General features: G+C 59.0%; 18 protein-coding genes, 1 other RNA gene and 1 pseudogene. 4 read left to right on the top strand and 16 right to left on the bottom strand.

Going from position 1 to position 26,239, the window contains the following annotated elements:
• Positions 1-420: 420 nt before the first annotated feature.
• Entirely contained in the window at positions 421-831 is a 411-nt protein-coding gene (gene menI / locus AACV31_RS09205; RefSeq protein WP_041923479.1) for a 1,4-dihydroxy-2-naphthoyl-CoA hydrolase, read from the bottom strand.
• Positions 828-3,884, bottom strand: coding sequence for a D-2-hydroxyglutarate dehydrogenase YdiJ (gene ydiJ, locus AACV31_RS09200; RefSeq protein ID WP_165153714.1), 3,057 nt, complete (start codon positions 3,882-3,884; stop codon positions 828-830). Before ydiJ ends, menI begins: the two co-directional genes overlap by 4 nt.
• Positions 3,885-4,098: 214 nt before the next feature.
• On the opposite strand from ydiJ, the gene ydiK reads away from it, so the two are divergent.
• Positions 4,099-5,217: an AI-2E family transporter YdiK gene (gene ydiK / locus AACV31_RS09195; RefSeq protein ID WP_007760467.1), complete on the top strand. Its 1,119-nt coding sequence runs from the start codon at positions 4,099-4,101 to the stop codon at positions 5,215-5,217.
• Between the two features lie 180 nt (positions 5,218-5,397).
• Positions 5,398-5,505: antisense sRNA RprA (rprA, locus tag AACV31_RS09190), an RNA gene on the top strand.
• A gap of 15 nt (positions 5,506-5,520) precedes the next feature.
• Here the strand turns inward: rprA and AACV31_RS09185 are convergent.
• The 3 genes from AACV31_RS09185 to ppsA all read right to left on the bottom strand — a co-directional run bounded on the left by AACV31_RS09185 (position 5,521) and on the right by ppsA (position 11,881).
• Positions 5,521-7,890 (bottom strand): glycoside hydrolase family 3 N-terminal domain-containing protein, encoded by a 2,370-nt coding sequence (locus tag AACV31_RS09185; protein ID WP_165153712.1) that lies wholly within the window; start codon positions 7,888-7,890, stop codon positions 5,521-5,523.
• A 3-nt stretch (positions 7,891-7,893) separates the two neighbouring features.
• Entirely contained in the window at positions 7,894-9,282 is a 1,389-nt protein-coding gene (locus tag AACV31_RS09180; RefSeq protein WP_041923478.1) for an MFS transporter, read from the bottom strand.
• A 220-nt stretch (positions 9,283-9,502) separates the two neighbouring features.
• Positions 9,503-11,881 carry a phosphoenolpyruvate synthase gene (gene ppsA, locus AACV31_RS09175; protein ID WP_165153710.1) on the bottom strand — a complete coding sequence of 793 codons (2,379 nt, stop codon included), beginning with the start codon at positions 11,879-11,881 and terminating at the stop codon, positions 9,503-9,505.
• Positions 11,882-12,215: 334 nt separating this feature from the next.
• On the opposite strand from ppsA, the gene ppsR reads away from it, so the two are divergent.
• Positions 12,216-13,049 (top strand): posphoenolpyruvate synthetase regulatory kinase/phosphorylase PpsR, encoded by an 834-nt coding sequence (ppsR, locus tag AACV31_RS09170; RefSeq protein WP_007760455.1) that lies wholly within the window; start codon positions 12,216-12,218, stop codon positions 13,047-13,049.
• 154 nt (positions 13,050-13,203) lie between these two features.
• Positions 13,204-14,250, top strand: coding sequence for a 3-deoxy-7-phosphoheptulonate synthase (locus tag AACV31_RS09165; RefSeq protein WP_165154326.1), 1,047 nt, complete (start codon positions 13,204-13,206; stop codon positions 14,248-14,250).
• Positions 14,251-14,325: 75 nt separating this feature from the next.
• Here the strand turns inward: AACV31_RS09165 and selO are convergent, their stop codons facing one another.
• From selO to pheT, 11 genes and pseudogenes are all read right to left on the bottom strand, one after another.
• Positions 14,326-15,774: a protein adenylyltransferase SelO gene (selO, locus tag AACV31_RS09160; RefSeq protein WP_165153708.1), complete on the bottom strand. Its 1,449-nt coding sequence runs from the start codon at positions 15,772-15,774 to the stop codon at positions 14,326-14,328.
• A 61-nt stretch (positions 15,775-15,835) separates the two neighbouring features.
• Entirely contained in the window at positions 15,836-16,555 is a 720-nt protein-coding gene (locus tag AACV31_RS09155) for a cyclic di-GMP regulator CdgR (protein WP_165153706.1), read from the bottom strand.
• Between the two features lie 151 nt (positions 16,556-16,706).
• Positions 16,707-17,705 (bottom strand): annotated as a pseudogene (locus tag AACV31_RS09150) (LacI family DNA-binding transcriptional regulator); the annotation flags it as partial.
• 54 nt (positions 17,706-17,759) lie between these two features.
• A complete protein-coding gene (locus tag AACV31_RS09145) occupies positions 17,760-19,076 on the bottom strand; it encodes a 6-phospho-beta-glucosidase (RefSeq protein WP_165153704.1) in 1,317 nt (438 codons plus the stop codon).
• A complete protein-coding gene (locus AACV31_RS09140; protein WP_165153702.1) occupies positions 19,073-20,404 on the bottom strand; it encodes a PTS sugar transporter subunit IIC in 1,332 nt (443 codons plus the stop codon). The genes AACV31_RS09145 and AACV31_RS09140 overlap by 4 nt, the downstream gene beginning before the upstream one ends.
• A 190-nt stretch (positions 20,405-20,594) precedes the next feature.
• A complete protein-coding gene (locus AACV31_RS09135) occupies positions 20,595-21,059 on the bottom strand; it encodes an NlpC/P60 family protein (RefSeq protein ID WP_007760440.1) in 465 nt (154 codons plus the stop codon).
• Between the two features lie 77 nt (positions 21,060-21,136).
• Positions 21,137-21,883: a vitamin B12 ABC transporter ATP-binding protein BtuD gene (btuD, locus tag AACV31_RS09130; RefSeq protein ID WP_165153700.1), complete on the bottom strand. Its 747-nt coding sequence runs from the start codon at positions 21,881-21,883 to the stop codon at positions 21,137-21,139.
• On the bottom strand, positions 21,883-22,434 hold the full coding sequence (locus AACV31_RS09125; protein WP_075199031.1) for a glutathione peroxidase: 552 nt from the start codon (positions 22,432-22,434) through the stop codon (positions 21,883-21,885). The genes btuD and AACV31_RS09125 overlap by 1 nt, the downstream gene beginning before the upstream one ends.
• Before the next feature lie 29 nt (positions 22,435-22,463).
• A complete protein-coding gene (gene btuC, locus AACV31_RS09120; protein WP_165153698.1) occupies positions 22,464-23,465 on the bottom strand; it encodes a vitamin B12 ABC transporter permease BtuC in 1,002 nt (333 codons plus the stop codon).
• A gap of 77 nt (positions 23,466-23,542) precedes the next feature.
• Positions 23,543-23,842, bottom strand: a complete 300-nt coding sequence (gene ihfA, locus AACV31_RS09115) for an integration host factor subunit alpha (protein ID WP_007676383.1) — start codon at positions 23,840-23,842, stop codon at positions 23,543-23,545.
• Positions 23,843-23,846: 4 nt separating this feature from the next.
• A complete protein-coding gene (gene pheT, locus AACV31_RS09110) occupies positions 23,847-26,234 on the bottom strand; it encodes a phenylalanine--tRNA ligase subunit beta (protein WP_165153696.1) in 2,388 nt (795 codons plus the stop codon).
• Positions 26,235-26,239 lie beyond the last annotated feature (5 nt).

Raw genomic sequence — 26,239 nt, 5'->3', positions numbered from 1 at the left:
TAGCGAAGACAGGCATTATCACCTTGTCATTTTATCACATAAGCCTGCCTGGCATGCCACTTTTCCAGTGGGTCGCCTTGCATAAGAGAGTAAGATAATGACCTGCCCTGCCTCGCTATTATTCACCACTCTCAATAATCGCAATGCTGGATTATTCCGGATTAAATATTTATCTAACCCTCTGAGAAAATCGGCGCGCGTGATTTAACTAACGCCTTGATAAATTTATATAGAAATAAAAAGGTGAAATAACATGTTTAATAGAATTTCACTATAAAAATGAAACCCACAGGTCATAATCAAAAGATAAATTAAAAAATGTATATAACAGTGAAAGCGATCAGGAAAAAATCGACAGGCGGGTCAAGAAAGACTGAAAATAAAGCGCCAGCGATGGCGCTTTATTTACCAGTGAGAAAACTACACCACCGCCGTCGTCAGGCGTGATGAACAGCAGAGGCGGTCTTGCTCATCGAAAATTTCTATCTGCCACACCTGATGGCGTCGCCCGACGTGGACCGCGCGGCAGACGCCGCGCACCCGGCCGCTACGCACGCTGCGCAGGTGGTTCGCGTTGACTTCAAGCCCGACGACGTTCTGCTCGCCCTCGGTGCAGAGATAACCCGCCACCGAGCCGAGCGTTTCCGCCAGCACCACCGACGCGCCGCCGTGCAGCAGCCCGAACGGCTGATGCGTACGGTGGTCCACCGGCATGGTAGCTTCGATTTCATTGTCATCCAGTCGGGTGAAGCGGATATCGAGCAGTCCGACCATATTGTTCGCGCCCATGGCGTTCAGCGCGTCAAGCGTCGCGGTACGTTGCCAGATCATACAATCATCCCCAGTAGCGCCTGTAACGGGTGGCGCACGCCGCTGCCCTCGATGCGTTTCACCTGGCTGCGGCACGAATAGCCGGTTGCAAGACAGCGGGCGCGCGGCAGCCGCTGCATCGCCTGATGCCACGACAGCTCATAGATACCGAGCGAGTTGGCGTGATTTTTCACCTCATGCCCGTAAGTCCCCGCCATGCCGCAGCAGCCGACGTTAACGCCTTCGAGCTTCGCGCCGAATTTCGCGAAAATCGCCGCCCACTGTCCGGCGGTGCCTGGCAGCGCCGTCACTTCCGTACAGTGACCAAACAGATACCATGACTCGCCGCCCACCGGCGCGGCCGGACGCTCCGCCAGCGCCGTGGTGAGCCACTCGTGCACCAGTTGCACGTGAAACTCGCCGCGCGCCTCGCCGAGCGTCTGTTTATATTCATCGCGATAGCACAGCACCAGCGCCGGGTCGACGCCTACCAGCGGCATGCCGAGCGCCGCCACGCGGTTTAAGAAATCGGCGGTTTTCCGCGCGGTGCGGGCGAAGCGCTGGAGAAAACCTTTGATGTGCTGCGCTTTGCCGTTCGGCGAGAACGGCAGCACCACCGGCTGGAATCCGAGCTTTTCGCACAGCCGCACGAAATCGGCCACCACCTGCGCATCGTAATAGCTGGTGAAGGGATCCTGCACCACCAGCACCGTGCGGGCTTTTTCGGCCTCCGGCAGCTGCTCCAGCTCCTCCAGCGTCATGCCGGCGCTACGGTGCCCCACCAGCTGCTGTTGCAGCGTCGGCGTGGAGAGCAGCGGCAGGTCGACCATGCCGATATGCCGTTCTGAGAGCGTGCGCACCCACGGCTGGCTCATAAAGAAGTTAAAGGTTTTCGGCGCGCGGGCCATCAGCGGCGCGTAGCTTTCCACCGTCGCTATCAGGTGATCGCGCACAGGGCGCAGATAGCGCGTGTGGTAGAGCTGCAAAAAGCGCGAGCGGAATTCCGGCACGTCGATTTTAATCGGGCACTGGGTGGAACAGGCTTTACAGGCGAGACAGCCGCTCATCGCCTCTTTCACCTCGTGCGAGAAATCATATTCGCCGCGATCGGCATGCCAGCTGTTGCGGGTGCGCTCAATGAGCGAGCGCAGGCTGGCGCGTTTTTGCGGCAGCGCTTTTTCGAGCGCCAGCGGGTCAACGCCGCGATCGGAGAGCAGCCGCAGCCACTCGCGCACCAGCGTCGCGCGCCCTTTCGGCGAGTGAATGCGGTTGCTGGTGATTTTCATCGACGGGCACATCGGGCTTTTCACATCGAAGTTAAAGCACAGCCCGTTGCCGTTACACTCCATCGCGCCGCGCCAGGAGGTGCGCACCGCGAGCGGGATCTGGCGATCAAACGTGCCGCGTTTTACCGCGTCCACTTTCATCATTGGCGCGTCGAGGCCATACGGCGCGCAGATTTTACCGGGGTTCAGGCGGTTGTCCGGGTCGAACGCCGCCTTGATGCGCCGCAGTTCGTCATAGAGCGTTTCGCCGAAAAACGCCGGGCTATATTCCGCGCGAAAGCCTTTGCCGTGCTCGCCCCACAACAAGCCGCCGTAGCGGGCGGTAAGCGCCACGACCTCATCGGAGATGCGCTTCATCAGGACTTCCTGCTGCGGATCGCACATATCCAGCGCCGGGCGCACGTGAAGTACGCCCGCATCCACGTGACCGAACATGCCGTAGCTCAGCCCGTGGCCATCCAGCAGCGCGCGGAACTCTGCAATGTAATCAGCGAGATGCTCCGGCGGTACGCAGGTGTCTTCGGCAAAGGGAATCGGCTTGGCGAGCCCTTTGGCATTACCCAGCAGCCCCACCGCTTTTTTACGCATCGCGTAAATGCGCTCAACGCCCGCGAGATCCCGGCAGACCTGCCAGCCGATGATGCCGCCCTGCGCCTGCGCCATGAATTCATCAAGCCGCGCGCACAATGCCTCAACGCGCTGGTCGATCAGCGCTTCGTCGTCGCCTGCGAATTCAACAATATTAAGACCGAGCATCGTTTTATCCGGCACGTCGGTAATCAGCTCGTTCACTGAATGCCAGACGATATCTTCACGGGCCAGGTTCAGCACCCGTGAATCCACAGTTTCAACGGACAGCGCCTGCGCCTCGACCATAAACGGCGCGCTGCGCAGCGCCGAGTCGAACGAGTCATATTTGACGTTCACCAGGCGGCGCACTTTCGGCAGCGGCGTAATATCGAGCCGCGCTTCGGTAATAAACGCCAGCGTGCCTTCCGATCCGCACAGAATGCGGGTCAGGTCGAATTCTGAAAGTGAGTCGTTAAAGACGTGGCGCAGGTCGTAGCCGGTCAGGAAGCGGTTGAGCTTCGGAAACTTCTCCAGGATCAGCGCGCGCTGCTCACGGCAGCGCTCAAGTACGGTGTGATAAACGCGCCCGAGCGACGTCTGGGCGCGGCCCAGCTCTTCAGCCAGCGCAGTCGGCATCGCCTGGGTATCGAGGATATCGCCGCCCAGCAGAATGGCCCGCACGCCGAGCACGTGATCGGACGTTTTGCCATACACCAGCGAGCCCTGCCCGGAGGCGTCGGTATTGATCATCCCGCCAAGCGTGGCGCGGTTGCTGGTGGAGAGCTCCGGCGAAAAGAAGTAGCCGTAGGGCTTCAGGTATTCGTTAAGCTGATCTTTGATGACACCCGCTTCGACGCGCACCCAGCCCTGCTCCGGGTTTATCTCGATAATACGGTTCATGTAGCGCGACATATCGACGACGATCCCCTGATTCAGGGCCTGGCCGTTAGTGCCGGTACCGCCGCCGCGGGGGGTAAAAATCAGCGATTTAAAACGGGGTTCGGCGGCGAGGCGCGCCATGAGCGCCACATCAGCCGTTGAGCGGGGGAAAATCACCGCATCGGGAAGGAGCTGGTAGATACTGTTGTCGGTCGCCATCGTGAGGCGATCGGCGTAGTTGGTGGCGGTATCGCCGGTAAAACCCTGTTGCTCCAGTGCCTGCAAAAAATTCAGCACCGTCTGTACCAGCCCTGGCGCCTGAGAAATTTGTGGGATCATCGATCTTGACCCTGCCTGACATGTAGATGTTGGAAGTTATCGTTTGCGTTGTGCATTCAAGGTTGTATCACATTTTTATATGTCGCGCCCGCCAGAAATGCTCCAGGGGTGCGGCTATCCAAATGACCGGAAATCACTCATCATAAGAGCGCCCCGAGAGGGGCGGGAACGCTCGTTGGGGCGTAACGCGAATGACAAAAGGTGAATGTGGTTTATGGTAAAACTTCGACAGCCCATGGACGTGCCGCAAATTCTGCTGTCCGTGTTGTTTCTCTCGGTCATGATCATCGCCTGCCTGTGGATTGTGCAGCCCTTTATTCTGGGGTTCGCCTGGGCAGGCACGGTGGTCATCGCCACCTGGCCGCTGTTGCTGCGGCTGCAGAAGATGCTGTGGGGCAAACGCTCACTTGCCGTGCTGGTGATGGTGCTCATTCTTATCATGCTGTTTGTTATCCCGGTGGCGCTGCTGGTTAACAGTCTCGTGGACAGCAGCGGTCCGTTTATTCACTGGCTGACCTCCGGCCAGATGACGATCCCGGATCTGGCCTGGCTTCACAGCATCCCGTATATCGGCGATAAACTTTATCTCGGCTGGCATAACCTCGTGGAGAGCGGCGGCTCGGCCATTATGGCGAAAGTGCGCCCGTATCTTGGCACGACGACCGGCTGGTTTATCGGCCAGGCGGCGCATCTTGGCAGACTGCTGATGCACTGCGGCCTGATGCTGTTGTTTAGCGCCCTGCTGTACTGGCGCGGCGAACAGGTCGCGTTGGGGATCCGTCACTTCGCCATTCGTCTTGCCTCGAAGCGCGGCGATGCGGCGGTAGTGCTGGCAGGCCAGGCGATCCGCGCCGTGGCGCTCGGTGTAGTGGTAACCGCGCTGGTGCAGGGCGTGCTTGGCGGTATCGGGCTTGCGATTTCCGGCATTCCTTACGCGACGCTGCTGACGGTGGTGATGATCTTAAGCTGTCTGGTGCAGCTTGGCCCGCTGCCGGTGCTGGTGCCGGCGATCATCTGGCTCTACTGGAGCGGCGACGCCACCTGGGGCACCGTACTGCTGGTCTGGAGCGCCGTGGTCGGCACGCTCGATAACATTATCCGTCCGATGCTTATTCGTATGGGCGCCGATCTGCCGATGGTGCTGATCCTCTCAGGCGTTATCGGCGGGTTGATTGCGTTCGGTATGATTGGCTTGTTTATCGGTCCGGTACTGTTGGCCGTTTCCTGGCGATTGTTCTCCGTCTGGGTGAGTGAAGCGCCGCTGCCGGAAGAGAATTCAGAAACTGTGATCGAGGCGCTGGAAGAGAGCGAAGAAGAAAAAGTAAAAAATTAAATGCAGGCGGGGAAACCCGCCTTTTACTTAAGTATTCCTTATTAATTATTTCACTCCCCTACTGGTCAGACCCGTGATTTATCGTAAATCCCGTCCTTTGAGTCCTTAATAATTCATTAACGCTGAACTATTGAGACGAATCTGATCGACGCAAAAAATGGATAAGCCTACTATTAATCCACGGTTATAAATCAACGCCTTGATTTATAAACATGGAAATCCCCTGAGTGAAACAAAGAATTGCTGTGTGTAGTCTTTGCCCATCTCCCACGATGGGCTTTTTTTTATTCTGCCGCTGATTAATTATTGCTCAACCCGGCATTCGCTCAGCATTTGCCAGTGGTGTCCGAGCACGTGCGTTTCTCCTTCGACCGTCACCGTACCCCGGCTGCGGATATCGCCGCTGTTTGCCCCGACGCGTATTTCAAACTCGCCAGGCTCCACGATACGAACACCGTCACGGCGGGTGAAATTGAGCATATCCACCGGCACGCGGAACGTCACGCGCGCGCGCTCGCCTGGCGCCAGCGTCACCCGACCGAAGGCCTTCAGCTCCTGCACGGGTCGCACCAAAGACGCCACCTTATCGCGCACATACAGCTGCACCACCTCGCTGCCCGGCTGCGTGCCGCTGTTGGTGACCGTCACGGATGCCTCTACCACGCCGTCCATCGGCACGTGCGTCTGCGCGATGTCCAGTTCTCCATAGCGGAACGTCGTCCAGGTTTTGCCGTAACCGAACGGGTAGCGTGAACCGAAATGAAACGCGTAAGGCGTGCCGCCGCTCTTGAGCTTGTGGTTGTAATAGTAAGGCATCGCGCCCGCGCTTTTCGGCACCGACACGACCAGCCGCCCCTGCGGCTCAATGTTGCCGGTAAGCAGATCCGCAATGGCGTGACCGCCCTCCTGCCCTGGCGCCCAGGCCATCACCCACGCCGCCACGCGCGACTCCAGCCCGCCCAGGTGATACGGCCGACCGCCGGTCATGACGACCACCACCGGCTTGCCCGTCTCCACCAGCGCTTCCAGCAACTGCTGCTGAACGCCCGGCAGTTGCAGGCTGTCGGTGTCGGAGCCTTCGCCCACGGTGCCGCTCTGGAAGAGCCCCGAGAGATCGCCGACAAACGCCAGCACCACGTCGCTTTCCGTTGCGAGCGTCACTGCCTGCGGGATCAGCGACAGGTCATCGGAGACGGGCGACTGCTGCATCGGTTTTTCGCCGCTGTCCCCCGGGAAGACCGGCGCGCCCGCCATACGTTTTTCAATGATATGGCACCCCCGGGCGTAACCGGTCATCGCGCTGCCGAGCTGTTCGCGAAGCGCTGCCAGCGGCGTCGTCACCTGGCTGGTCTGCTCCAGCATGTCGCTGATGATGAGATGCACCGGGAAGCTGTAGCCGCTCAGCAGCGCCAGCGGATCGTCCGCCGTCGGCCCGACGACCGCCACGCGCGGCGCACCCTGAAGCGGCAGCACGCCGTTGTTTTCGAGCAGCGTCAGTGAGCGCGCCGCCACCTCGCGGGCGATGCGCCGCGTCTCGTCGCTTTGCAGCATAATGTCGTTCTCATCGGCGTAAGGATGTTCAAACAGCCCGAGACGGAATTTCTCCCCCAGCACGCGGGCGACAATCTCATCGACTTTTTCCATCGTGATAAGCCCGCGCTCCAGCGCCTGCGCCAGATGGCGCGCGCAATCATCTTTCGGCAGTTCGATATCCAGACCCGCGTTAAAGGCCAGCGCCGCCGAGTGCGCCGCGTCCTGCGCCACGCCGTGATGCTGGTGCAGCAGGCTCACGCCGCCGTAGTCGGCGACGATAATGCCGTCGAAGCCCCACTGTTCGCGCAGCACCGTAGTGAGCAGGAAATCATCCGCGTGGGTCGGCACGTTGTCGATATCATGATAAGCGGGCATCACCGAGCGTGCGTGCGCCAGCTTCACCGCCATCTCAAACGGCAGCAGGAAGGTATCGCTGAGCTCGCAATACCCCAGATGCACCGGCGCATGGTTGCGCGCGCCCTCGCTGAAGGAGTGGCCGACATAATGTTTAAGCGTCGCCAGCAGATCGCGCTGCGGCCCCTGCAGGCCTTTTACGTAGTGCGTCGCCATCAGGCCTACCAGCCACGGATCTTCGCCGAAGGTCTCTTCCGTACGGCCCCAGCGCACGTCGCGGGACACGTCCAGCACCGGCGCCAGCCCCTGATGGCAACCGACGGCGCGCGCCTCCAAGCCAATCGCCTGCGCGGCCTGCTCCACCAGTGCCGGGTCCCAGGTCGAGCCGTAGTTGAGCGACGACGGAAACAGCGTCGCGTCTTTACACAAAAGCCCCACCAGACACTCTTCATGGAACATGGCGGGAATGCCGAGCCGGGTCTCTTCCACCAGCATCCGCTGGAGCCGGTTGGCGGCGCGCACGCCCTCGCGGGGCGCGACAATATGGGTGCCGAGCGGACGGGTTATCTGCCCTGCGCCGCGTTTCAGACGCTCCGCCAGCGCCGCCTGCTGCGTGGCGCCGGAAAACTCATCGCTCAGATCGGTACGCTCCCGGTGATCGCCGTCCGGCGACAGCACCAGCCAGTAAGCGTGCATCTGGGCGAATTTCTCCTCCGGCGTCATACGGGCGAGCAAATCGGCGACGCGTTCAGCCACCGGACGGGTTGGGTCCTTATAAATAGTCATCGGTTACTCCTGAATGGCAGGCTTGAGAGAAGCGGTGTCTTCGCGTAACTGGCGTTTTTGCACCAGCTCCGCGGCGATAGCGGCAACACGGCGGCTGCTGAGCTGATAGAAGCAGAGCAGCAACGCCATCAGTAAAAAGAGCGCGCAGGGGATAAGCGTGAACAGCGAATTAATGGTGGTCAGCACGCTGGCGCTCTGGGTGGCCTGATTGGGCAGGTAATCGACCATGCCGAGGATCCAGCCCACCACCGCGCCGCCGAGGGCCAGGCCCAGCTTGATGGCGAACAGCGCCGTGGAGAACACCAGGCCGTCGAGGCGGCGTCCGCTGCGGTGCTCTTCGTAATCCACCACGTCGGAAAACATGGTCCACTGCAGCGGCGTGGTCAGGTTCTGAATAAAGCTAAAGACAATATTGATGGCGAAAATTAACCAGACGGCGGTTGGGGGAATAAAGAAGATCAGCGCCGCGAGCACCACGAAGCTAATAATCGTCCACTGGTAGGATCGTACCCGGTCATATTTGCCGAGCAGGCGCTCTGATAATAACGCACCGGTAAGATTCGCCACCATACCGGAGACAATAAATACAAACACCAGATCCGGGCGCAGCAGAACGTATTTCACGTAATACATCGTTGCAGAGCCGCGTGTGACCACTGCCGTTAATAACAAAATATTGAACAAAAATATGATGCGCCATTGGCTGTTGGCCGCCAGCAGTTTTAAATCTTTAAGCATTGAGCTATTGGCGTCATTCGCAGGCAGATACCGCTCGCGCGTCATGAAAAAACAGCAGAAAAAGAGCACCACGCCCAGCAGTCCCATCAGCCCCATCGCGTAAAAATAGCCTTTCTGCGGGTTGCCGCTGCCGAGCCAGTCGACCATCGGCAGGGCGATAACGGTGACGATAAGCCCGCCGATAAACGAAAGTCCAAAGCGCCAGGATTGCAGTGAATGGCGCTCGCGTGGGTCCATGGTCAGCGAGCCTGGCATAGCGCAATAAGGCACGTTAATGGCGGAATAAACCAGGCTCAATAGGCTGTAAGTGACGCAGGCGTAAATGATTTTGGTGGTTTCGCCCGCCTGCGGTACGTAAAAGGTAATCAGACAGCTGACGCCAAAAGGAATAGCGAACCAGAGCAGCCACGGGCGAAAACGGCCATACCGGGTGCGGGTGCGGTCGACCAGCGCGCCGATGCACGGGTCGACAAAGGCGTCTATCGCCCTGACCAGTAAAAACATGGTGCCCATAATCGCGGCGGGCAGGCCGAAAACATCGGTATAGAAATAGGCGAGAAATAGCGTGGCGGTTTGCCAGACCAGCGCGCTCGCCATATCGCCTAAGCCGTATCCTATTTTATCTTTTGTCGTAAGAGCAGAGGTGAGGTTCATTATTATTGGCCTTATCAACGTTAGAAAGCGTGTTTGTCGCACGCAAACCACGGGTGCGATTTCAGGCCTAAGTATTGTGAACGCACCGCCCGCCAACAATTGCAGAAATCCACAGCCAGTTTATGATTTTTTGCTTTTTCCCGTATTTGTGATGCGGTGCAAATTACCCGTTACAAATAAAAAACCCGCCATCAGGCGGGTTTTTAAAATATATCGAAGGTTATTTATTAAGCTCTGCCAGACTGAGCCAGGTTTGCACCACGGTATCCGGATTGAGCGAGAGCGAATCGATCCCCTCCTCCATTAACCAGGCGGCGAAATCCTCGTGATCCGACGGGCCTTGCCCACAGATGCCGACATATTTGCCCTGCTTTTTCGCGGCGCGGATCGCCATCGACAGCAGCGCTTTGACGGCATCGTTGCGCTCGTCAAACAGCTCGGAGACCACGCCGGAATCGCGGTCGAGGCCGAGCGCGAGCTGCGTCATGTCGTTAGAGCCGATCGAGAAGCCGTCGAAGTGCTCAAGGAACTGCTCGGCCAGCAGGGCGTTGGACGGAATTTCGCACATCATAATCACTTTCAGCCCGTTCTCGCCGCGCTTAAGCCCCTGGCGCGCCAGCTCATCCACTACCGCTTTCGCCTGATCCACGGTACGTACGAACGGGATCATGATCTCGACGTTGGTAAGGCCCATTTCATTACGCACGCGTTTTACCGCCTCGCACTCCAGCGCAAAGCAGTCACGGAAATTATCCGCGACATAACGGCCTGCGCCACGGAAGCCGAGCATCGGGTTCTCTTCATGCGGCTCGTAACGCTCGCCGCCCACCAGATTGGCGTACTCGTTAGATTTAAAGTCAGACAGACGCACGATGACGCGCTTCGGCCAGAACGCGGCGCCGAGGGTCGCGATGCCTTCCGTCAGGCGGCCCACGTAGAATTCCACCGGATTGTCGAAGCCTTTCATCATCTCGCGGATCTGGTTTTGCAGCGCCGGCTCCTGCTGGTCGAACTCCAGCAGCGCGCGCGGGTGCACGCCAATCATGCGGTTGATGATGAATTCGAGACGCGCCAGGCCCACGCCTTCATTCGGCAGGCAGGCGAAGTCAAACGCGCGGTCCGGGTTGCCGACGTTCATCATCACCTTCAGCGGCAGATCCGGCATGGTATCCACGCTTGAGCTTTTCACGCTGAAATCGAGGAGATCGGCATAGACGTAGCCGGTGTCCCCTTCGGCGCAGGAGACGGTCACTTTCTCGTCATCCTTGATACGATCGGTAGCGTCGCCGCAGCCGACGACCGCCGGAATGCCCAGCTCACGCGCGATAATCGCCGCGTGACAGGTACGCCCGCCACGGTTGGTCACAATCGCTGCCGCTTTTTTCATGATAGGTTCCCAGTCCGGGTCGGTCATGTCGGTGACCAGCACATCGCCCGGCTGAATACGGTTCATCTCGCTGATGTCGTGAATCACCTTCACGGTGCCCGCGCCGATGCGGTGGCCGATAGCGCGGCCTTCCGCCACGACTTTGCCCTGGGAATGCAGCGTGTAGCGCTCCATCACCTGACCGCGCGAACGCACGGTTTCCGGGCGCGCCTGCACGATAAACAACTTGCCGGTGTGGCCATCTTTAGCCCATTCGATATCCATCGGGCGGCCATAGTGTTTCTCAATCTGTACGGCCTGTTTCGCCAGCTCCTGCACCTCTTCCGGCGTGATGGAGAAGCGATCGCGTTCGGCCTGCGACACATCTTCGATGCGCACCTGCTTGCCGTGCTCCTGGGTGTCGGCGTAGACCATACGGATTTTTTTCGAACCCATGGTACGACGCACAATCGCCGGACGGCCTTCCGCCAGACCCGGTTTATGCACGTAGAATTCGTCAGGGTTGACCGCGCCCTGCACCACCATCTCGCCCAGGCCGTAGGCGGAGGTGATGAACACCACCTGATCGAAGCCCGACTCGGTGTCGATGGAGAACATGACGCCTGAGGCGGCGAGATCGGAGCGCACCATGCGCTGCACGCCTGCCGAGAGCGCGACGCCGCGGTGATCGTATCCCTGATGCACGCGGTACGAGATGGCGCGGTCGTTAAACAGCGACGCGAACACATGTTTCACCGCCACCATGACGGCATCAATGCCCTGCACGTTCAGGAAGGTTTCCTGCTGGCCGGCGAAAGATGCATCCGGCATATCTTCGGCAGTGGCGGAAGAACGCACCGCAAAGGAGGCTTCGGCGTCATCGGCGGAGAGCTGCTCATAGGCCTCGCGGATAGCCTGCTCCAGCTCCGGCTGGAAGGGGGTGTCAATAATCCACTGGCGGATCTGCGCGCCAGCTTTCGCCAGCTCAGTTACGTCGTCGATATCGGTTTTATCCAGCAGTTCATAGATACGCTGGTTAACGCCACGGCTTTCGAGGAACTGATTAAACGCCACGGCAGTGGTCGCAAACCCGTTAGGCACAGAAACGCCCATACCGGACAGGTTAGTAATCATTTCACCGAGGGAGGCGTTTTTGCCCCCAACTCTGTCTACATCATTCATGCCGAGCTGGTTATACCAAAGTATGAGCGATGACGAGCCATTGTTGGACATCGAAGCAATCCTTTTATGATATTTGAACGGGATTAAGAAACACCTGACAGCCGTTTTAGCCTGGCATAGAAAACGCCGCGGGAAAAACGGTGAATCGTTCAAGCAAATTGAAAATTTCAAATTTTCAGATAAATTCCGGATTTGGTAACTGCTTGATTAGGCTGGCTTACTCTTTTGGACTATGATTTACAGTGATATTTCAAAAGTGAAACACTGCATTCATTTAAAATAAAAACAGTGTTTCATTATTGAAAATGAGAGAAGTGCCATGCGCGCTTCATGAACATTATTTTATGCTTGAGATGATACTCAACCTGAATTAAGGACAGATACAATGGATAATGTTGTCGATCGCCAGGTTTTTTATATTTCCGACGGAACCGCTATCACCGCGGAAGTATTAGGCCATGCGGTGATGTCGCAATTTCCGGTCAGCATCAACAGCATTACCCTGCCGTTTGTCGAGAACGAAAGCCGGGCCAAAGCGGTGAAAGAACAGATCGACGCCATCTTTCAGCAAACCGGCGTGCGCCCGCTGGTGTTCTACTCGATCGTGCTGCCCGAAGTCCGCGAGATAATTCTCCAAAGCCAGGGGTTTTGCCAGGATATCGTCCAGGCGCTGGTGGCGCCGCTCCAGCAAGAACTGCGGCTCGACCCGACGCCGGTCGCCCACCGCACCCACGGCCTGAACCCTGCCAATATCATTAAATATGACGCGCGCATCGCGGCGATTGATTACACCCTGGCGCACGACGACGGTATTTCCATGCGCAATCTCGATCAGGCGCAGGTGATCCTGCTTGGCGTCTCGCGCTGCGGCAAAACGCCCACCAGCCTCTATCTCGCGATGCAGTTCGGCATTCGGGCCGCCAACTACCCCTTTATCGCCGACGATATGGATAACCTGAATCTGCCGGCGGCGCTGCGCCCGTTGCAGCATAAGCTGTTTGGCCTGACGATTAACCCGGAGCGGCTGGCGGCGATCCGCGAAGAGCGGCGCGAGAACAGCCGTTACGCCTCGATGCGCCAGTGCCGGATGGAAGTGGCCGAAGTAGAAGCGCTCTACCGGAAGCATCAGATCCGCTATATCAACAGTACGAACTATTCGGTAGAAGAGATTGCCACCAAAATTCTCGACATCATGGGGCTCAATCGCCGCATGTACTGATAAACTAGTACAAAGGTGCAAAAGTCTGTGTTAGGGTAGCGTCACGTGACCCGGTGAATCTTTTAATAGCCTTGTATTCAGGGCGGATTGGTTTATCGTGATGCCCATCACTTCCGGCGCTGATGCCGATGAAGCAACAGATTTTGAGACACCCATGATTAAAACCGATGAACTCCGTACTGCGCGCATCGACAGCCTGATTACTCCGGCGGAACTCGCAGAACGCTACCCCATGACGCCGGCGGTCGCAGACCATGTGCTTGACGCCCGCCGCCGTATTGAAAAAATCCTTAACGGCGATGACCCACGTCTGCTGGTGATTATCGGCCCTTGCTCGATTCACGACCCGGAAGCGGCGGTGGATTACGCCCGCCGTCTGGCGCGGCTGCGGGAGAAATACGACTCCCGCCTTGAGATCGTGATGCGCACCTACTTTGAGAAGCCGCGCACCGTGGTGGGCTGGAAAGGACTGATTTCCGACCCGGATCTCAACGGCAGCTACCGCGTCAATCACGGTATCGAACAGGCGCGCCGCCTGCTGCTGGAGGTTAACGCGCTGGGCGTGCCGACCGCCACCGAGTTTCTCGATATGGTGGTCGGGCAGTATATTTCCGATCTCATCAGCTGGGGCGCTATCGGCGCACGCACCACCGAGAGCCAGATCCACCGCGAAATGGCCTCTGCGCTGTCGTGCCCGGTGGGCTTTAAAAACGGTACCGACGGCAATACCCGCATCGCGGTGGACGCCATTCGCGCGGCGCGCACCAGCCATATGTTCCTCTCGCCCGACAAACATGGCCGGATGACGATTTACCAGACCAGCGGCAATCCTTACGGCCATATCATCATGCGCGGCGGTAAAACGCCGAACTATCATGCCGCAGCCATTAGCGAGGCCTGCGAGGCGCTGCGGGAATTTAATCTGCCGGAGCGGCTGGTGGTGGATTTCAGCCACGGCAATTGCCAGAAGCAGCACCGGCGTCAGCTTGACGTTTGCGATGATATTTGCGAGCAGATCCGCGCGGGATCAACGGCGCTCGCGGGCGTGATGGTGGAAAGCTTTATCGTGGAAGGCACCCAGAAAATTACGCCCGGCACGCCGCTGACCTACGGCCAGTCGATTACCGATCCGTGCCTCGGCTGGGATGACAGCGAAACGCTGCTGGAACGCCTCGCCCAGGCGGTGGAAAGCCGTCTCTGAGCTCTCGCTTCTGAATAACGCGTAACAAAAAGGGAAACCCGCGGTTTCCCTTTTTTATATGCTGCTGTTAAGCACTTAGCTCGAACAGCTCACTTCCAGATGTTTACCCCAGTCCGGCGGGCGATGGGTGTAGTCATCATCCCGATCATCGAAAGGATGGCGCAGCGCCTCCAGCAGCCGCGACAGCTCGCTGGCGTCATCACGCTCCGCCGCCTCAATGGCGCGCTGGGCCAGCCAGTTGCGCAGCACCAGCGCCGGGTTGACGGATTTCATCAGCCGCTGGCGCGCGTCATCCTCAACGCCCTCTTCTTCCAGCCGCGCGCGGTAGCGTGCAAACCAGGCGTCAAAGGTGGCGCGGTCGATAAACTCATCGCGCAGCGGCGAGGCAGACGAGCGCTGCTCCGTCTCGCTCAACATCCGGAAAGTGCGCGTGTAGTCGCTCCCTTCGCGCGCCATCAGCGTAAGCAGCTCGCGCAGATAGTCGTTGTCACCCTCTTTTTCGACGGTAAAACCGAGCTTAGCGCGCATCTGGCGGCCCCACTCGCGCAGCAACACGGGCTGGTAATCATCCAGCAGCGCATTAAGCCGCTCGGCCGGAATCATCGGCGAGAGCGCCTGCGCCAGACGTTGCAGGTTCCACAGGCCGACGCCCGGCTGGTTGTCGAACGCGTAACGCCCCTGGTAGTCCGTATGGTTGCAGATAAAGCCAGGTTGATAGTCGTCAAGAAAACCGTAAGGGCCGTAGTCCATCGTCAGCCCGAGAATCGACATGTTATCGGTGTTCATCACGCCGTGCGCGAAACCCACGCACTGCCAGCTCGCCATCAGATGCGCGGTGCGCGTCACCACCTCGCCGAACCAGAGCGCGAAGCGATCTTCCTCCTGCGCCAGGTGCGCGAAGTGATGCTCGATAACGTACTGCGCCAGCTCACGCACGCTTTCCGACTCACGACGGTAGTAAAAGTGTTCGAAATGGCCGAAACGCACGTGGCTTTCGGCGATGCGCATCAGCATCGCGCCGCGCTCGGTGGTTTCGCGTCGCACCGGGGTATCGCTGGTGACGATACTGAGCGCGCGGGTGGTGGGAATGCCCAGCCCGTGCATCGCTTCCGAGGCGAGAAATTCGCGCACCGTGGAGCGCAGCACCGCGCGGCCATCGCCCATGCGCGAATAGGGCGTGAGGCCCGCGCCTTTCAGATGCCAGTCCAGCTTGCGGCCGTCGCTGAGTTGCTGCTCGCCGAGCAGAATACCGCGCCCGTCGCCGAGCTGACCGGCCCAGACGCCAAACTGATGGCCGCTGTAGACCTGCGCCAGCGGCGCCATGCCCGGCAGCAGCGTTTCGCCGCCCCAGACGCCCGCCGGGCCCTGATAGTCAAACAGCGTTTGCGGAAGCTCCAGCGCCTGCGCCAGCGGCGCGTTATGAAAGAACAGACGGCTGTTGTTCAGCGGCGTGGGCGTTAATTCGGTATAAAAACCTGGCAGTTCATCGCGCCAGGTGGCGGTAAAACGGGGATGTTGGCTCATGGCTCCTCCTGCGCTAAGTGTAGTGCGTTATGGAGGCGTTAAACACGGTGCAGGTTTAAGGTTATTGCGCCATGGCGAGCGTCAGAACGAGGGTTTCGCCATCCATCGCGGGCCACAAGGTGCCCTGCGCGCCATTGAAGCCGAGGCGGCGCGCCTCTTCCAGTGCCTCGTCGTTATCGACAGCAGGCAGGATCAGCGTCTGGCAGCAGGGCCCGACCTGATTCGCAATCGCATACATAAAAGGTTCAAACATCCCGCCCGCGCGCCGTTTTTGCACGAACGTTTTATCCAGCGCCACGCGACGAAACAGGCCGTCGAAAATCGCTCGCCCTGTGGCGGCCCCGGCGCCAAAGTTACATAGCATTAATGGAAAATAACGCGACAGCGAGAACATTGTTTTATTTTCTTTACCTTTATTAAGTTCAGGAAAATTCTCATTAATACCTAACTCAAGAAACGGTAATTGCGCGAGACGTGCCCGTAATGTCGGGCTGGATAAAATGGCACTGGCTATCTTATGATCAATGTTTACGACGGCAAAAAGAGAATTTTTTATAAATGCCTCGCGCCACTTTTCAATCAAACTTATTTTTTCGTAAAAAAGCATTAATCTTTCTTCAGGATTAATTCGCGGGATAATGAATTCCGTCGGAAAGCGAACCTGTGCATTCAGGCTCGTAAAATGGGCAATAACTTCCATGCCCATCAGCCCCCCGGAGGTATGGGCGATCGGGGCGAACAGCAGATAAGACTGATACCGTGTATCGAGCGAAACAATCATATTGTCTGCCCTGCGCGTTATTAATAGGAACCCGCTATACTGGATTAAGTCACTACTACGTGCAACCAGGTTGATTCTGTTAAACTATTTATCCTGCCGTTTCGGCATCAATTTCAGATTACTCCTTACAGAAAGAGCTTATCCTGGTATTTCATTTGACACCAGCGTTAGTCAGATCCTTTACAGAATCACGCTCCACCATTTTTGGCGTGAATATTTGCTGTTCAGTTTCTTCTTCCAGTAATTTTCTCGCACCGAAACGCGCCATTTCCGTAATGGGAAAGTGAACGCTGGTAAGACGTGGGCGAACAAAGTCGGCGCGCTCGCCGCTGTCATAACAGATACAAGAAATATCGTGCGGGATCCGTAAGCCTTTTTCATTAATCGCGAGCATCGCGCCCACGGCCATCTCTTCATTGCAGCAGTAAATGGCGGTGGGAAGCGCGCGCGCCAGCAGCGCCTGCATTTGCAGGTAGCCGCCCTGGAGCGAGTAATCCGCCTCCAGACAGGCCACCGGGGTAAGCGCTGCCGCCTGCATGGCGTCGAGAAAGCCCTGTAGCCGCAAACGGCTGGAGGCGCGCGACAGCGGGCCGTGAAGACAGGCAATCGCCGTGTGGCCGCGCGTCAGAAAATAACGGGTGGCAAGCGTACTGGCGCCGCGATGATCAAACGTGACGCAGCGTGATTCCAGCCCCGGCACGTCGCGGTCCAGCACGATAAAGCGCCGTCCCGCCGCCGCCATTTCGCGCAGCGCGTCGTCTTCCAGCATACGGATATGCAACAGCAGGCCATCGCAGCGCAAATTGTAGAGCTGGCTGATGGCGTCACGCTCGTTTTGCGCGCTGTCACGCCCCTGCGTCACCAGCAGTTGTTTGCCGTGGCGCTGCGCCTCACTCTGCACGGTATCCATCAGCGCGCCGAAAAAGCCGCCGCGATAAGAGGTGGTGACGAGTCCAAGGGTATGGCTCTGACTGGAGGCCAGCGCGCGCGCCGCCGGATTAGGCGAGTACCCGAGCGTCTGAATCGCCGCTTCGACACGCGCGCGGGTTTGTGATTTGACTTTACTGTCGCCATTCACCACACGGGAAACCGTGGCGCGGGACACGCCCGCATGGGCGGCGACATCTTCCAGAGTAACCATCAGGCGATCCCTTTCATCTGCGAGACCCCCTGATAGTACCCGAAATTTTCGCGCCGGGTGAGCTTATCCCCGGAATTGCGGCAGGTAGTCGCGGTTAAGCGTCAGCACCTCATCCAGCAGCGATTCGGCAAGCACCGCGTCGCCCACCAGCGGATTGGTCAGCAGCGCCAGCAGGCCGCTATCACGATTGCCCTCCACCGCCGCCTGAATGGTGAGCCGCTCATACGTTTTCACCTGCACCGTTAAAGCGTGCATCGCGGGTGGCAGCGCGCCGAACACCAGCGGATGCGCGCCCTGCGCGTCCACCACGCAGTTGGTTTCCACCACGGCGTCATCCGGCAGCCCGTGAATAGCTCCGCGGTTGGCGGTATTGACCACAAGCGTCGCGCCACGATTGTTATGAATGGCGTCGATAAGCTCCAGCGCCACCTGCGAATAGAACGCGCCGCCGCGAAAACTGAGCTGCTCAGGCTTCTGCGCCAGGTGCGGATCTTTATAGAGCCCGAAGAGTTCCCGCTCAACGGCCATCACCTGTTCGGCGCGGGTGCCGCGCCCGCGGGCCGCCTCCACTTCTTCTTCCAGCATCTGGCGGCTTAAGTAGAAATAGCGGTGGTACGGGCATGGGATGGCACCGAGCGCGCGCAGCAGCGGCGCAGGCCACGAGGCCCCCTGAATGTTGTTCATCGTAAGCGTCGCCCCGTCGCACAGCTTATCAAGCACCTCCTGCGTGCGGTCTTCGCCGCGCACCGTCACCTGGTGCACCCACACCATATGGTTGAGCCCTGCAAACCGCAGCGCGACCTCCTGCGACGGCGCGCCGAGCATGGCGGCAATCATATGGTGCATGGTCACGGGCACATTACACAGCCCGATGATTTTCGCCCGGCTGTGGCGCTGCACCGCCTCGGTGACAATCGCCGCCGGGTTGGTGAAGTTAATTATCCAGGCGTCCGGCGCCAGCGCCTCCACCTTGCGGGCGATATCGAGCAACACCGGAATGGTGCGCAGCGCTTTGGCAAACCCGCCGACGCCGGTGGTCTCCTGGCCTATCAGCCCATATTTCAGCCCGAGCCGTTCGTCGGCGGCGCGGGCTGGCAGCTGGCCCACGCGCAGCTGCGTGAGCACGAACCGCGCGCCGCGAATCGCCTCATCGGGCGTGAAATGCACCGTTACGCGCACGTGCGTCAGGCCGTTTTTGTCGAGCATCCGGCGCGTCAGTCCTGCGATTATCTCTACTTTCTCGCGCCCCGGTTCGACATCCACCAGCGCGAGTTCATGCAGCGCGATGCCTTCTTTGCGGGCGATAAGTCCTTCCACCAGCTCCGGCGTATAGCTGCTGCCGCCGCCGATGATGGCGATTTTGATAGCCTGTTCAGTCATGAGGTTCTCCCGTTGGTCTGCGCCGGAGCGGTAACGGCGTCGCCTTCACGCGCCTGCTCCTGGCCCATTAGTTGTTTTTCATACACTTTAAAAAAGGGGTACCAGAGCAGTCCGTCAACCGCCAGCAAAACCACCACCAGCAGCGCGGCGCGCATATCCCAGGCGGCTGAGATCATGGCGCCAAGCGGCGCGGGCGCGGTCCAGGGGGCCATCGCCACCATTTTCTGCACCAGATCCATCTCCAGCGCCGCCCAGGCCAGCACGGCGTTGACCAGCGGCACCAGCAGCAGCGGCACAAACAGCGTCGGGTTCATCACTACGGGCGACCCGAACAGCAGCGGCTCGTTAATGTTAAAGAGCGCGGGCGCCAGGCTCAGCCGCCCGATAGTTTTCAGATGCGCCGAGCGGCTGCGCAGGTACAAGAGAGCCAGCACCAGCGTCGAGCCGGAGCCGCCAATGCACACATAGAATGCCCAGAACGGGGCCGTGAGGATCTGCGTGGCTGGCGCGCCCTGGGCGATCAGCGCCGCGTTGGCCGCGATATTCGCCATGAACAGCGGGTTCAGTAACCCCTGTACCAGGTTGTCGCCGTGGATACCGGCAAACCACAGCAGATTCGCCAGTAGCACACAGAGCAAAATCGCAGGCAGGCTGTCGCCAGCGGCGATCACCGGCTGGAAAAGCTGCATGACCGCCGCCGGAATAAGCATCTGGAATTCGCTTTGCATCACAAGACTCAGTGGATAGACGGTCAGCAGAATGCCGGTCATCGGCAACAGCAGATCAAACGAGCGCGCGATAGCGGGCGGCACCTGTTCCGGCAGGCGCAGCGTGATGCCATATTGTTTAAGAAGCCGCGTCAGCTCAACCGACCAGATAGCGCATAACAGCGCGGTAAACACGCCCTGCCCGCCGAGAAAATCGAGCGACAGTTTGTTATCCACCTGCGGCGCGGCGGCAAGTAAAAAAGCGGTCATAGACAACAGCCCGGCCGTCAACCCGTCCAGCTGGTACGATTTCGCCAGGCTATACGCCGTTCCGATGGAGACAAAAAGGCTCATCAACCCCATCGTCATAAAAAATGGCATGGTGATGGTGTTCCAGTGCGCTTTGGCAAAGCCGAGCCAGAGCCTGCCGAACGTGGAAGTCGTCGCCTGATCAAACGGCGGATTGGCGATGATAAGCATGATGCTGCCGATAATGAGAAACGGCATGGCGCAGATGAAACCATCGCGAATAGCGATGATATGCCGCTGGGTGCCGATGCGTCCGGCGAGCGGTGCGATATGGCGTTCGACCAGCGCCATTAATCCGGAATAGAGACTCATGATGCACCCCGTGTTGCGTGAGACATGCGAAATCCCCCGTTGCGTGACGTTGAAATGAGAGCGCTCTCAATGCGGGTTTACTGTAGCCCAGACGGCACGCATTCATTGTGAGAGCGCTCTCATTATGATTAAAAAAACGGCAAAACGAAGAAAGGAAAGAGAAACCCGCCGCGGACGCAGCGGGCGAAAACTAGATACGGCGCGCCTGCCAGAACTTCTTGCGCCAGTAGACGTTATCTAAAGAAGAGCGCATCACGCCGCGGCTGGTGGAGGCGTGGATAAACTGGTTATCAGTGTCGTAGATACCGACATGGAGACCGTTTTGCCCGGAGCCGGTTTTAAAAAAGACCAAATCGCCCGGCAGCAGATCGTCTTTATCGATTTCGGTGCCGATCTCCGCCTGCTGGCGGGTTTCGCGCGGCAGCCTCAGCGAGAAGCGATCGCGGAAGGTCATCATCACGAAGCCGGAGCAATCTACCCCGCCGCGGCTCATGCCGCCGTAGCGGTAAGGCGTGCCGTACCAGTGGTTAAGCTGGTCGTTGAGTTCGGCGATCACGGTGATGGAGTCGGAAAGGCGTGCGTTCGGCGGCGGCGCGCGGTGGGAGCTACATCCCGCCAGCAGCAGCGTCGCAACAAGAAAGATCCATAGCCGCATTTTTCAGGCAAATCCTCTGGCCTTATGATTTTTCGCTAATGTAGCCGCCAGCGCGTCTGCTGGCAAGATGGTCGCGCTCAGAGCGCATTGATAAGCACGCTGTGGCCGTCCACCTGAAGACGGCGAAACGGCAGGCCGTAAGCCTCGCCGAGCCGTGATGGCGTCATCACCTCGTCGCGCGCGCCCTGCGCGAGCATTTTGCCATCGCGCAGCAGCCAGACGCGGTGGGCGTGGCGCAGCGTATGGTTGAGATCGTGACTGCTCATCACCACCGCAATACCCGCCTGCGGCAGCGTCAACAACAGCCGGTCGAGCGCGGCCTGCTGCGCGACGTCCAGACTGTTCATCGGTTCGTCCAGAATCAGCAGCCTGCCGTGGGCATGATTGCGCGGATGGACTTGCAGGATAACGGCGGCAAGGCGCACGCGCTGCCACTCGCCGCCGGAAAGCGCGTTAACCGGACGCATTAGCTTGTCGTCGAGCATCAGGCTGTGCGCCACCTCCTCCAGCGCGGCTGCGCACTGCGCCCCGCCGTGCAGCGTCAGGTAGTGCCACACCGGCATGGCGAACGGCGGCGTCTGCTGCTGGGCCAGATAGGCGCGCTGACGCGACAGCGTTGCCGTTTTCATTGACGCCAGCGGCGTGCCGTTAAAGAGGATCTCGCCTGCGCCTTCAGTCAACCCCGCCATACGATGCAACAGCGTGCTTTTGCCCGCCCCGTTGGGGCCGACCAGATGGACGATATCGCCCGCCTCAAGCGTCGCGCAAAGCGGCCCAAGGCGGGTGCCCACCGCGACGTCACGCAGTTGCATCAAAGGCGTCATTACTTCGCCAGCGCCAGCTTAATGGCTTCCATCACAATCGGATCTTCCGGCGTCATATCCGGCGAGAAACGCTGGATCACATGCCCGTCGCGGCCAACCAGGAATTTTTCGAAATTCCACAGGATATCGTCCGGGTAGAGCGGCGCGCGGCCTTTGCTCGCCATACGCTCATAGAAACCGCTCTGCTCCGGCGCGACGGCTTTCGGCGCGGCGGCGATCAGCTTCTGGTACAGCGGATGGCGGTTGTCGCCGTTGACGTCGATTTTGCTGAACATCGGGAAGGTCACGCCGTAGGTGGTGCTGCAGAAGGTTTTGATCTCGTCGTCGCTACCCGGCTCCTGGCCCAGGAACTGGTTGCAGGGGAAGCCCAGCACGCGGAACCCTGACGGCTCCCAGGCTTTATGAATATTTTCCAGCTGCTCATACTGCGGGGTCAGCCCGCATTTAGAGGCGACGTTGACGATCAGCAGAACTTTGCCTTTGTACTGCTCAAGCGAAATGGTTTCACCGTCAATGGTGGTCACTTCGGTATTCAGAATGTCGTGTTGCATAGCTTCCCCTTAAAAATGGTGTGATGGAACTAGCGTCCAGCCTTTAATAATAGCCAGATAAATACCGGCGCGCCCAGGGTGGCGGTGACCACGCCAATCGGCAGCTCGGCGGCCGCAAGCGTCAGGCGGGCGATAATGTCGGCCACCAGCAGCACGCCGCCGCCTGCGAGCATCGCGGCGGGCAGCAACGCGCGGTTGTCGGCAATGCCGCACAGACGCAGCATATGCGGCACGACAAGGCCGACAAAACCAATCGCGCCGGCCAGCGCCACGCTGACGCCCGCGAGCCAGCCCGTCGCGATAACCAGCACGTTGCGCCATAGCCAGACCGGCAGACCGAGCTGGCGCGCAGAGACCTCGCCAAGCGCCAGCATATTGAGCGCCCTTGCCTGCATCCCGCCCCAGGCTAGCGGCGGAAGCAGCGCCAGCATCAGCCAGCCCTGCTGCCAGTCGACGCCGCTGAAACCGCCCATCATCCAGTACATGAGCTGGCGCAGATCGAGACTGGTGGAAAAGTAGACGGCCCAGGTCATCAGCGCGCTACAGACAATGCCGAGCGCGACGCCCGCCAGCAGCAAACGGCTGGTGGAAAGATGACGCCTCGCGAAATGCAGCAGGATAAGGGTGGCGATAAGCGCCCCCGCGATAGCGCACAACCCAAGCGCCCAGCCCGGCAGCGCACCGCCGCCCAGCATGACCGCGGCCACCAGTCCCACACCCGCGCCGTTAGAGACGCCAAGCAGGCCGGGTTCGGCGAGCGGGTTTTCAAACAGCGCCTGCATCATGGCGCCGCACAACGCCAGCGCAGCGCCCACCAGCACGACGGCGAGCGTTCGCGGGAGCCGGATTTGCCAGACGAAGAGTTTTCCTGCGTCGCCTGACCACGCCGTCGGCCAGAGCCAGACGTCGCCCGCGCAGAGGCTCACCATTACTGCCAGCAGCAGCGCCAGCGCAAGGCCCGTCAACACGCGTCGCTCGCGGCGGCGTTGGGTATGAATGCAGAGGGAAAGTGAGGCCAGTTGAGATTTCATGCCTTTGATTTTACGGCTCGCTTTACGCAGGGCAAAGAAAAAAGGCCGCAGGATGCGGCCTTTTTGGTCAGGTCAGATTAACTTTCTTTCGGCGAAGCGTTCTCTACGCGACTTTTCAACTTCTGCCCCGGGCGGAAGGTAACCACACGGCGAGCCGTAATGGGAATATCTTCACCGGTTTTCGGGTTGCGTCCGGGACGTTGGTTCTTATCACGCAGGTCAAAATTACCGAAACCGGAGAGTTTTACCTGCTCGCCATTTTCCAGAGCGCGACGGATCTCTTCGAAAAACAGCTCTACCAGTTCTTTGGCATCCCGCTTGCTAAGCCCAAGCTTATCAAACAGATATTCTGACATTTCAGCTTTTGTAAGCGCCATAGGTTCAATCCCTCAATGATGCCTGGAATCGCTCTTTTAGTGCCGTTACACATTTCGCAACAGTAGCGGCAATCTCGTCTTCTTCGAGTGTACGGCCGGTATCCTGAAGGATCAGGCTGATGGCAAGGCTCTTATAACCCTCCGCAACACCCTTACCGCGGTACACGTCAAATAAGTTTACGCCAACTACCTGATTTGCGCCAACTTTCTTACACTCGGCCAAAATATCTGCTGCCGGTACGTTTTCAGACACCACAACGGCGATGTCGCGGCGGTTCGCCGGGAAGCGGGAAACCTCCTGCGCCTGCGGTAAAGCACGCTCAGAAACCTTGCTCCAGAGCAGCTCAAACACCAGCGTGCGGCCATTGAGGTCAAGCTTACGCTCAAGCTCCGGATGCACAACGCCAATAAAACCAATGCGTTCGCCTTTTAAATAAATGGCAGCACTTTGGCCAGGATGCAAGGCCGGATTAGCTTCAGCGCGGAACTCAATTTCAGATAATTTACCGGTAAGTTCCAGAACCGACTCCAGCGTCCCTTTCAAATCGTAGAAGTCAACGCCGCCTTTCGCCAGATCCCAGTGCTCTTCATAACGGTTGCCGCACAACGCGCCAGCCAGCATAAGATCCTGGCGAATCCCGAGGTCTGCCTGCGTATCAGGCACAAAGCGCAGGCCCGCTTCAAAGATGCGAACACGGCTCTGCTGGCGATTCTGGTTGTACACGACCGTAGTAAGCAAGCCCGTCAGGAGCGACAGACGCATCGCCGACATTTCGCTGGAGATAGGGCTTGGCAGGATCAGCGCTTCTTCACCCGGATGCAGCAGCTGCTGCACTTTCGGATCGACGAAGCTGTAAGTGATCACTTCCTGGAAGCCGTGATCGTTCAGCAGTGTTTTCACGCGCTTAAGCGACAGTTCGGCTTCGCGGTGGGTGCCCATAACCAGCGAGGCCTGCACCGGCTCGTTCGGAATATTGTCGTAGCCGTAAACGCGGGCCACTTCTTCCACCAGATCTTCTTCAATCGCGATGTCAAAACGCCATGACGGCGCAATGGCCTGCCATTCGTCCTGCCCTGCCGTGACGTCGCAACCGAGACGCGTCAGGATATCAGTAACCTGCGCATCCGCGATGTGGTGACCAATCAGACGATCGAGTTTGCTGCGACGCAGCGTGATGGTCTCGCGCGTCGGCAGGTGAGTTTCGCGGGTGACATCGATAACCGGGCCCGCTTCGCCGCCGCAGATATCGAGCAGCAGGCGCGTGGCGCGCTCCATCGCTTTGTACTGCAGTTGCGGGTCAACGCCGCGCTCATAACGGTGAGACGCGTCGGTATGCAGACCATGACGGCGCGCGCGGCCGGTGATGGCGAGCGGCGCGAAGAACGCGCATTCCAGCAGGACATTACGGGTTTCGCCGTTTACACCGGAGTGCTCGCCGCCGAAAATACCGCCCATCGCCAGCGCCTTGTTGTGATCGGCAATGACCAGGGTATCCGCATTCAGGGTCGCCTCGTTGCCATCCAGCAGCGTCAGCGTTTCGCCCTCTTTCGCCATACGCACCACGATGCCGCCGTCGATACGGTCGAGATCGAACGCGTGCATCGGCTGGCCCAGTTCAAGCAGCACGTAGTTAGTCACGTCAACCACGGCATCGATAGAGCGGATGCCGCAACGGCGCAGTTTTTCCCGCATCCACAGCGGCGTCGGCGCGGTTACATCGATCCCTTTCACGACGCGGCCCAGATAACGCGGGCAGGCGTCTGCGGCATCAACCTGAATCGGCAGCGTATCGTTGATGGTTGCCGCGACCGGCGCGATGTCCGGCGCATTCAGCGGCTCGGCGTTGAGCACCGCGACATCGCGCGCCACACCGATAATGCCAAGACAATCGGCGCGGTTCGGCGTTACGCTGATTTCGATAGTGTTATCGTCAAGCTTCAGATATTCGCGGATGTCGGTGCCAATCGGCGCGTCTGCCGGCAGTTCGATAATGCCGCTGTGATCGTCGGAAATGCCGAGTTCGGAGAACGAGCAGAGCATCCCTTCGGACGGCTCGCCGCGCAATTTCGCCGCTTTGATTTTAAAATCGCCCGGCAGTACCGCGCCCACGGTCGCCACGGCCACTTTCAGGCCCTGGCGGCAGTTCGGCGCACCGCAGACGATATCCAGCAGACGATCGCCGCCGACGTTCACTTTCGTAACGCGCAGTTTGTCGGCATTCGGATGCTGGCCGCACTCAACCACTTCACCGACGACCACGCCGTGAAACGCGCCCGCGACCGGCTCCACGCCGTCCACTTCCAGGCCCGCCATGGTGATTTGATTCGCCAGCGCCTCGCTGTCGAGGGCCGGATTAACCCACTCGCGTAACCACAGTTCGCTAAATTTCATTGTTC

The sequence above is a fragment of the Cronobacter sp. EKM101R genome, assembly GCF_963888145.1.
GTDB lineage: Bacteria > Pseudomonadota > Gammaproteobacteria > Enterobacterales > Enterobacteriaceae > Cronobacter > Cronobacter turicensis.
The sequence above is the reverse complement of the archived record's forward strand: the minus strand, read 5'-3'. Positions and strand labels throughout refer to the sequence as shown.

Bases quoted from the DNA above. Each gene is read 5' to 3' on its own strand.
- menI (WP_041923479.1), bottom strand. From the start codon at position 831: ATGATCTGGCAACGTACCGCGACGCTTGACGCGCTGAACGCCATGGGC.
- AACV31_RS09180 (WP_041923478.1), bottom strand. From the start codon at position 9,282: ATGAACCTCACCTCTGCTCTTACGACAAAAGATAAAATAGGATACGGC.
- AACV31_RS09185 (WP_165153712.1), bottom strand. From the start codon at position 7,890: ATGACTATTTATAAGGACCCAACCCGTCCGGTGGCTGAACGCGTCGCC.
- AACV31_RS09125 (WP_075199031.1), bottom strand. From the start codon at position 22,434: ATGCAACACGACATTCTGAATACCGAAGTGACCACCATTGACGGTGAA.
- AACV31_RS09165 (WP_165154326.1), top strand. From the start codon at position 13,204: ATGATTAAAACCGATGAACTCCGTACTGCGCGCATCGACAGCCTGATT.
- AACV31_RS09135 (WP_007760440.1), bottom strand. From the start codon at position 21,059: ATGCGGCTATGGATCTTTCTTGTTGCGACGCTGCTGCTGGCGGGATGT.
- ppsA (WP_165153710.1), bottom strand. From the start codon at position 11,881: ATGTCCAACAATGGCTCGTCATCGCTCATACTTTGGTATAACCAGCTC.
- ihfA (WP_007676383.1), bottom strand. From the start codon at position 23,842: ATGGCGCTTACAAAAGCTGAAATGTCAGAATATCTGTTTGATAAGCTT.
- AACV31_RS09140 (WP_165153702.1), bottom strand. From the start codon at position 20,404: ATGAGTCTCTATTCCGGATTAATGGCGCTGGTCGAACGCCATATCGCA.
- btuC (WP_165153698.1), bottom strand. From the start codon at position 23,465: ATGAAATCTCAACTGGCCTCACTTTCCCTCTGCATTCATACCCAACGC.
- ydiK (WP_007760467.1), top strand. From the start codon at position 4,099: ATGGTAAAACTTCGACAGCCCATGGACGTGCCGCAAATTCTGCTGTCC.
- btuD (WP_165153700.1), bottom strand. From the start codon at position 21,883: ATGACGCCTTTGATGCAACTGCGTGACGTCGCGGTGGGCACCCGCCTT.
- ppsR (WP_007760455.1), top strand. From the start codon at position 12,216: ATGGATAATGTTGTCGATCGCCAGGTTTTTTATATTTCCGACGGAACC.
- pheT (WP_165153696.1), bottom strand. From the start codon at position 26,234: ATGAAATTTAGCGAACTGTGGTTACGCGAGTGGGTTAATCCGGCCCTC.
- AACV31_RS09155 (WP_165153706.1), bottom strand. From the start codon at position 16,555: ATGATTGTTTCGCTCGATACACGGTATCAGTCTTATCTGCTGTTCGCC.
- selO (WP_165153708.1), bottom strand. From the start codon at position 15,774: ATGAGCCAACATCCCCGTTTTACCGCCACCTGGCGCGATGAACTGCCA.
- ydiJ (WP_165153714.1), bottom strand. From the start codon at position 3,884: ATGATCCCACAAATTTCTCAGGCGCCAGGGCTGGTACAGACGGTGCTG.
- AACV31_RS09145 (WP_165153704.1), bottom strand. From the start codon at position 19,076: ATGACTGAACAGGCTATCAAAATCGCCATCATCGGCGGCGGCAGCAGC.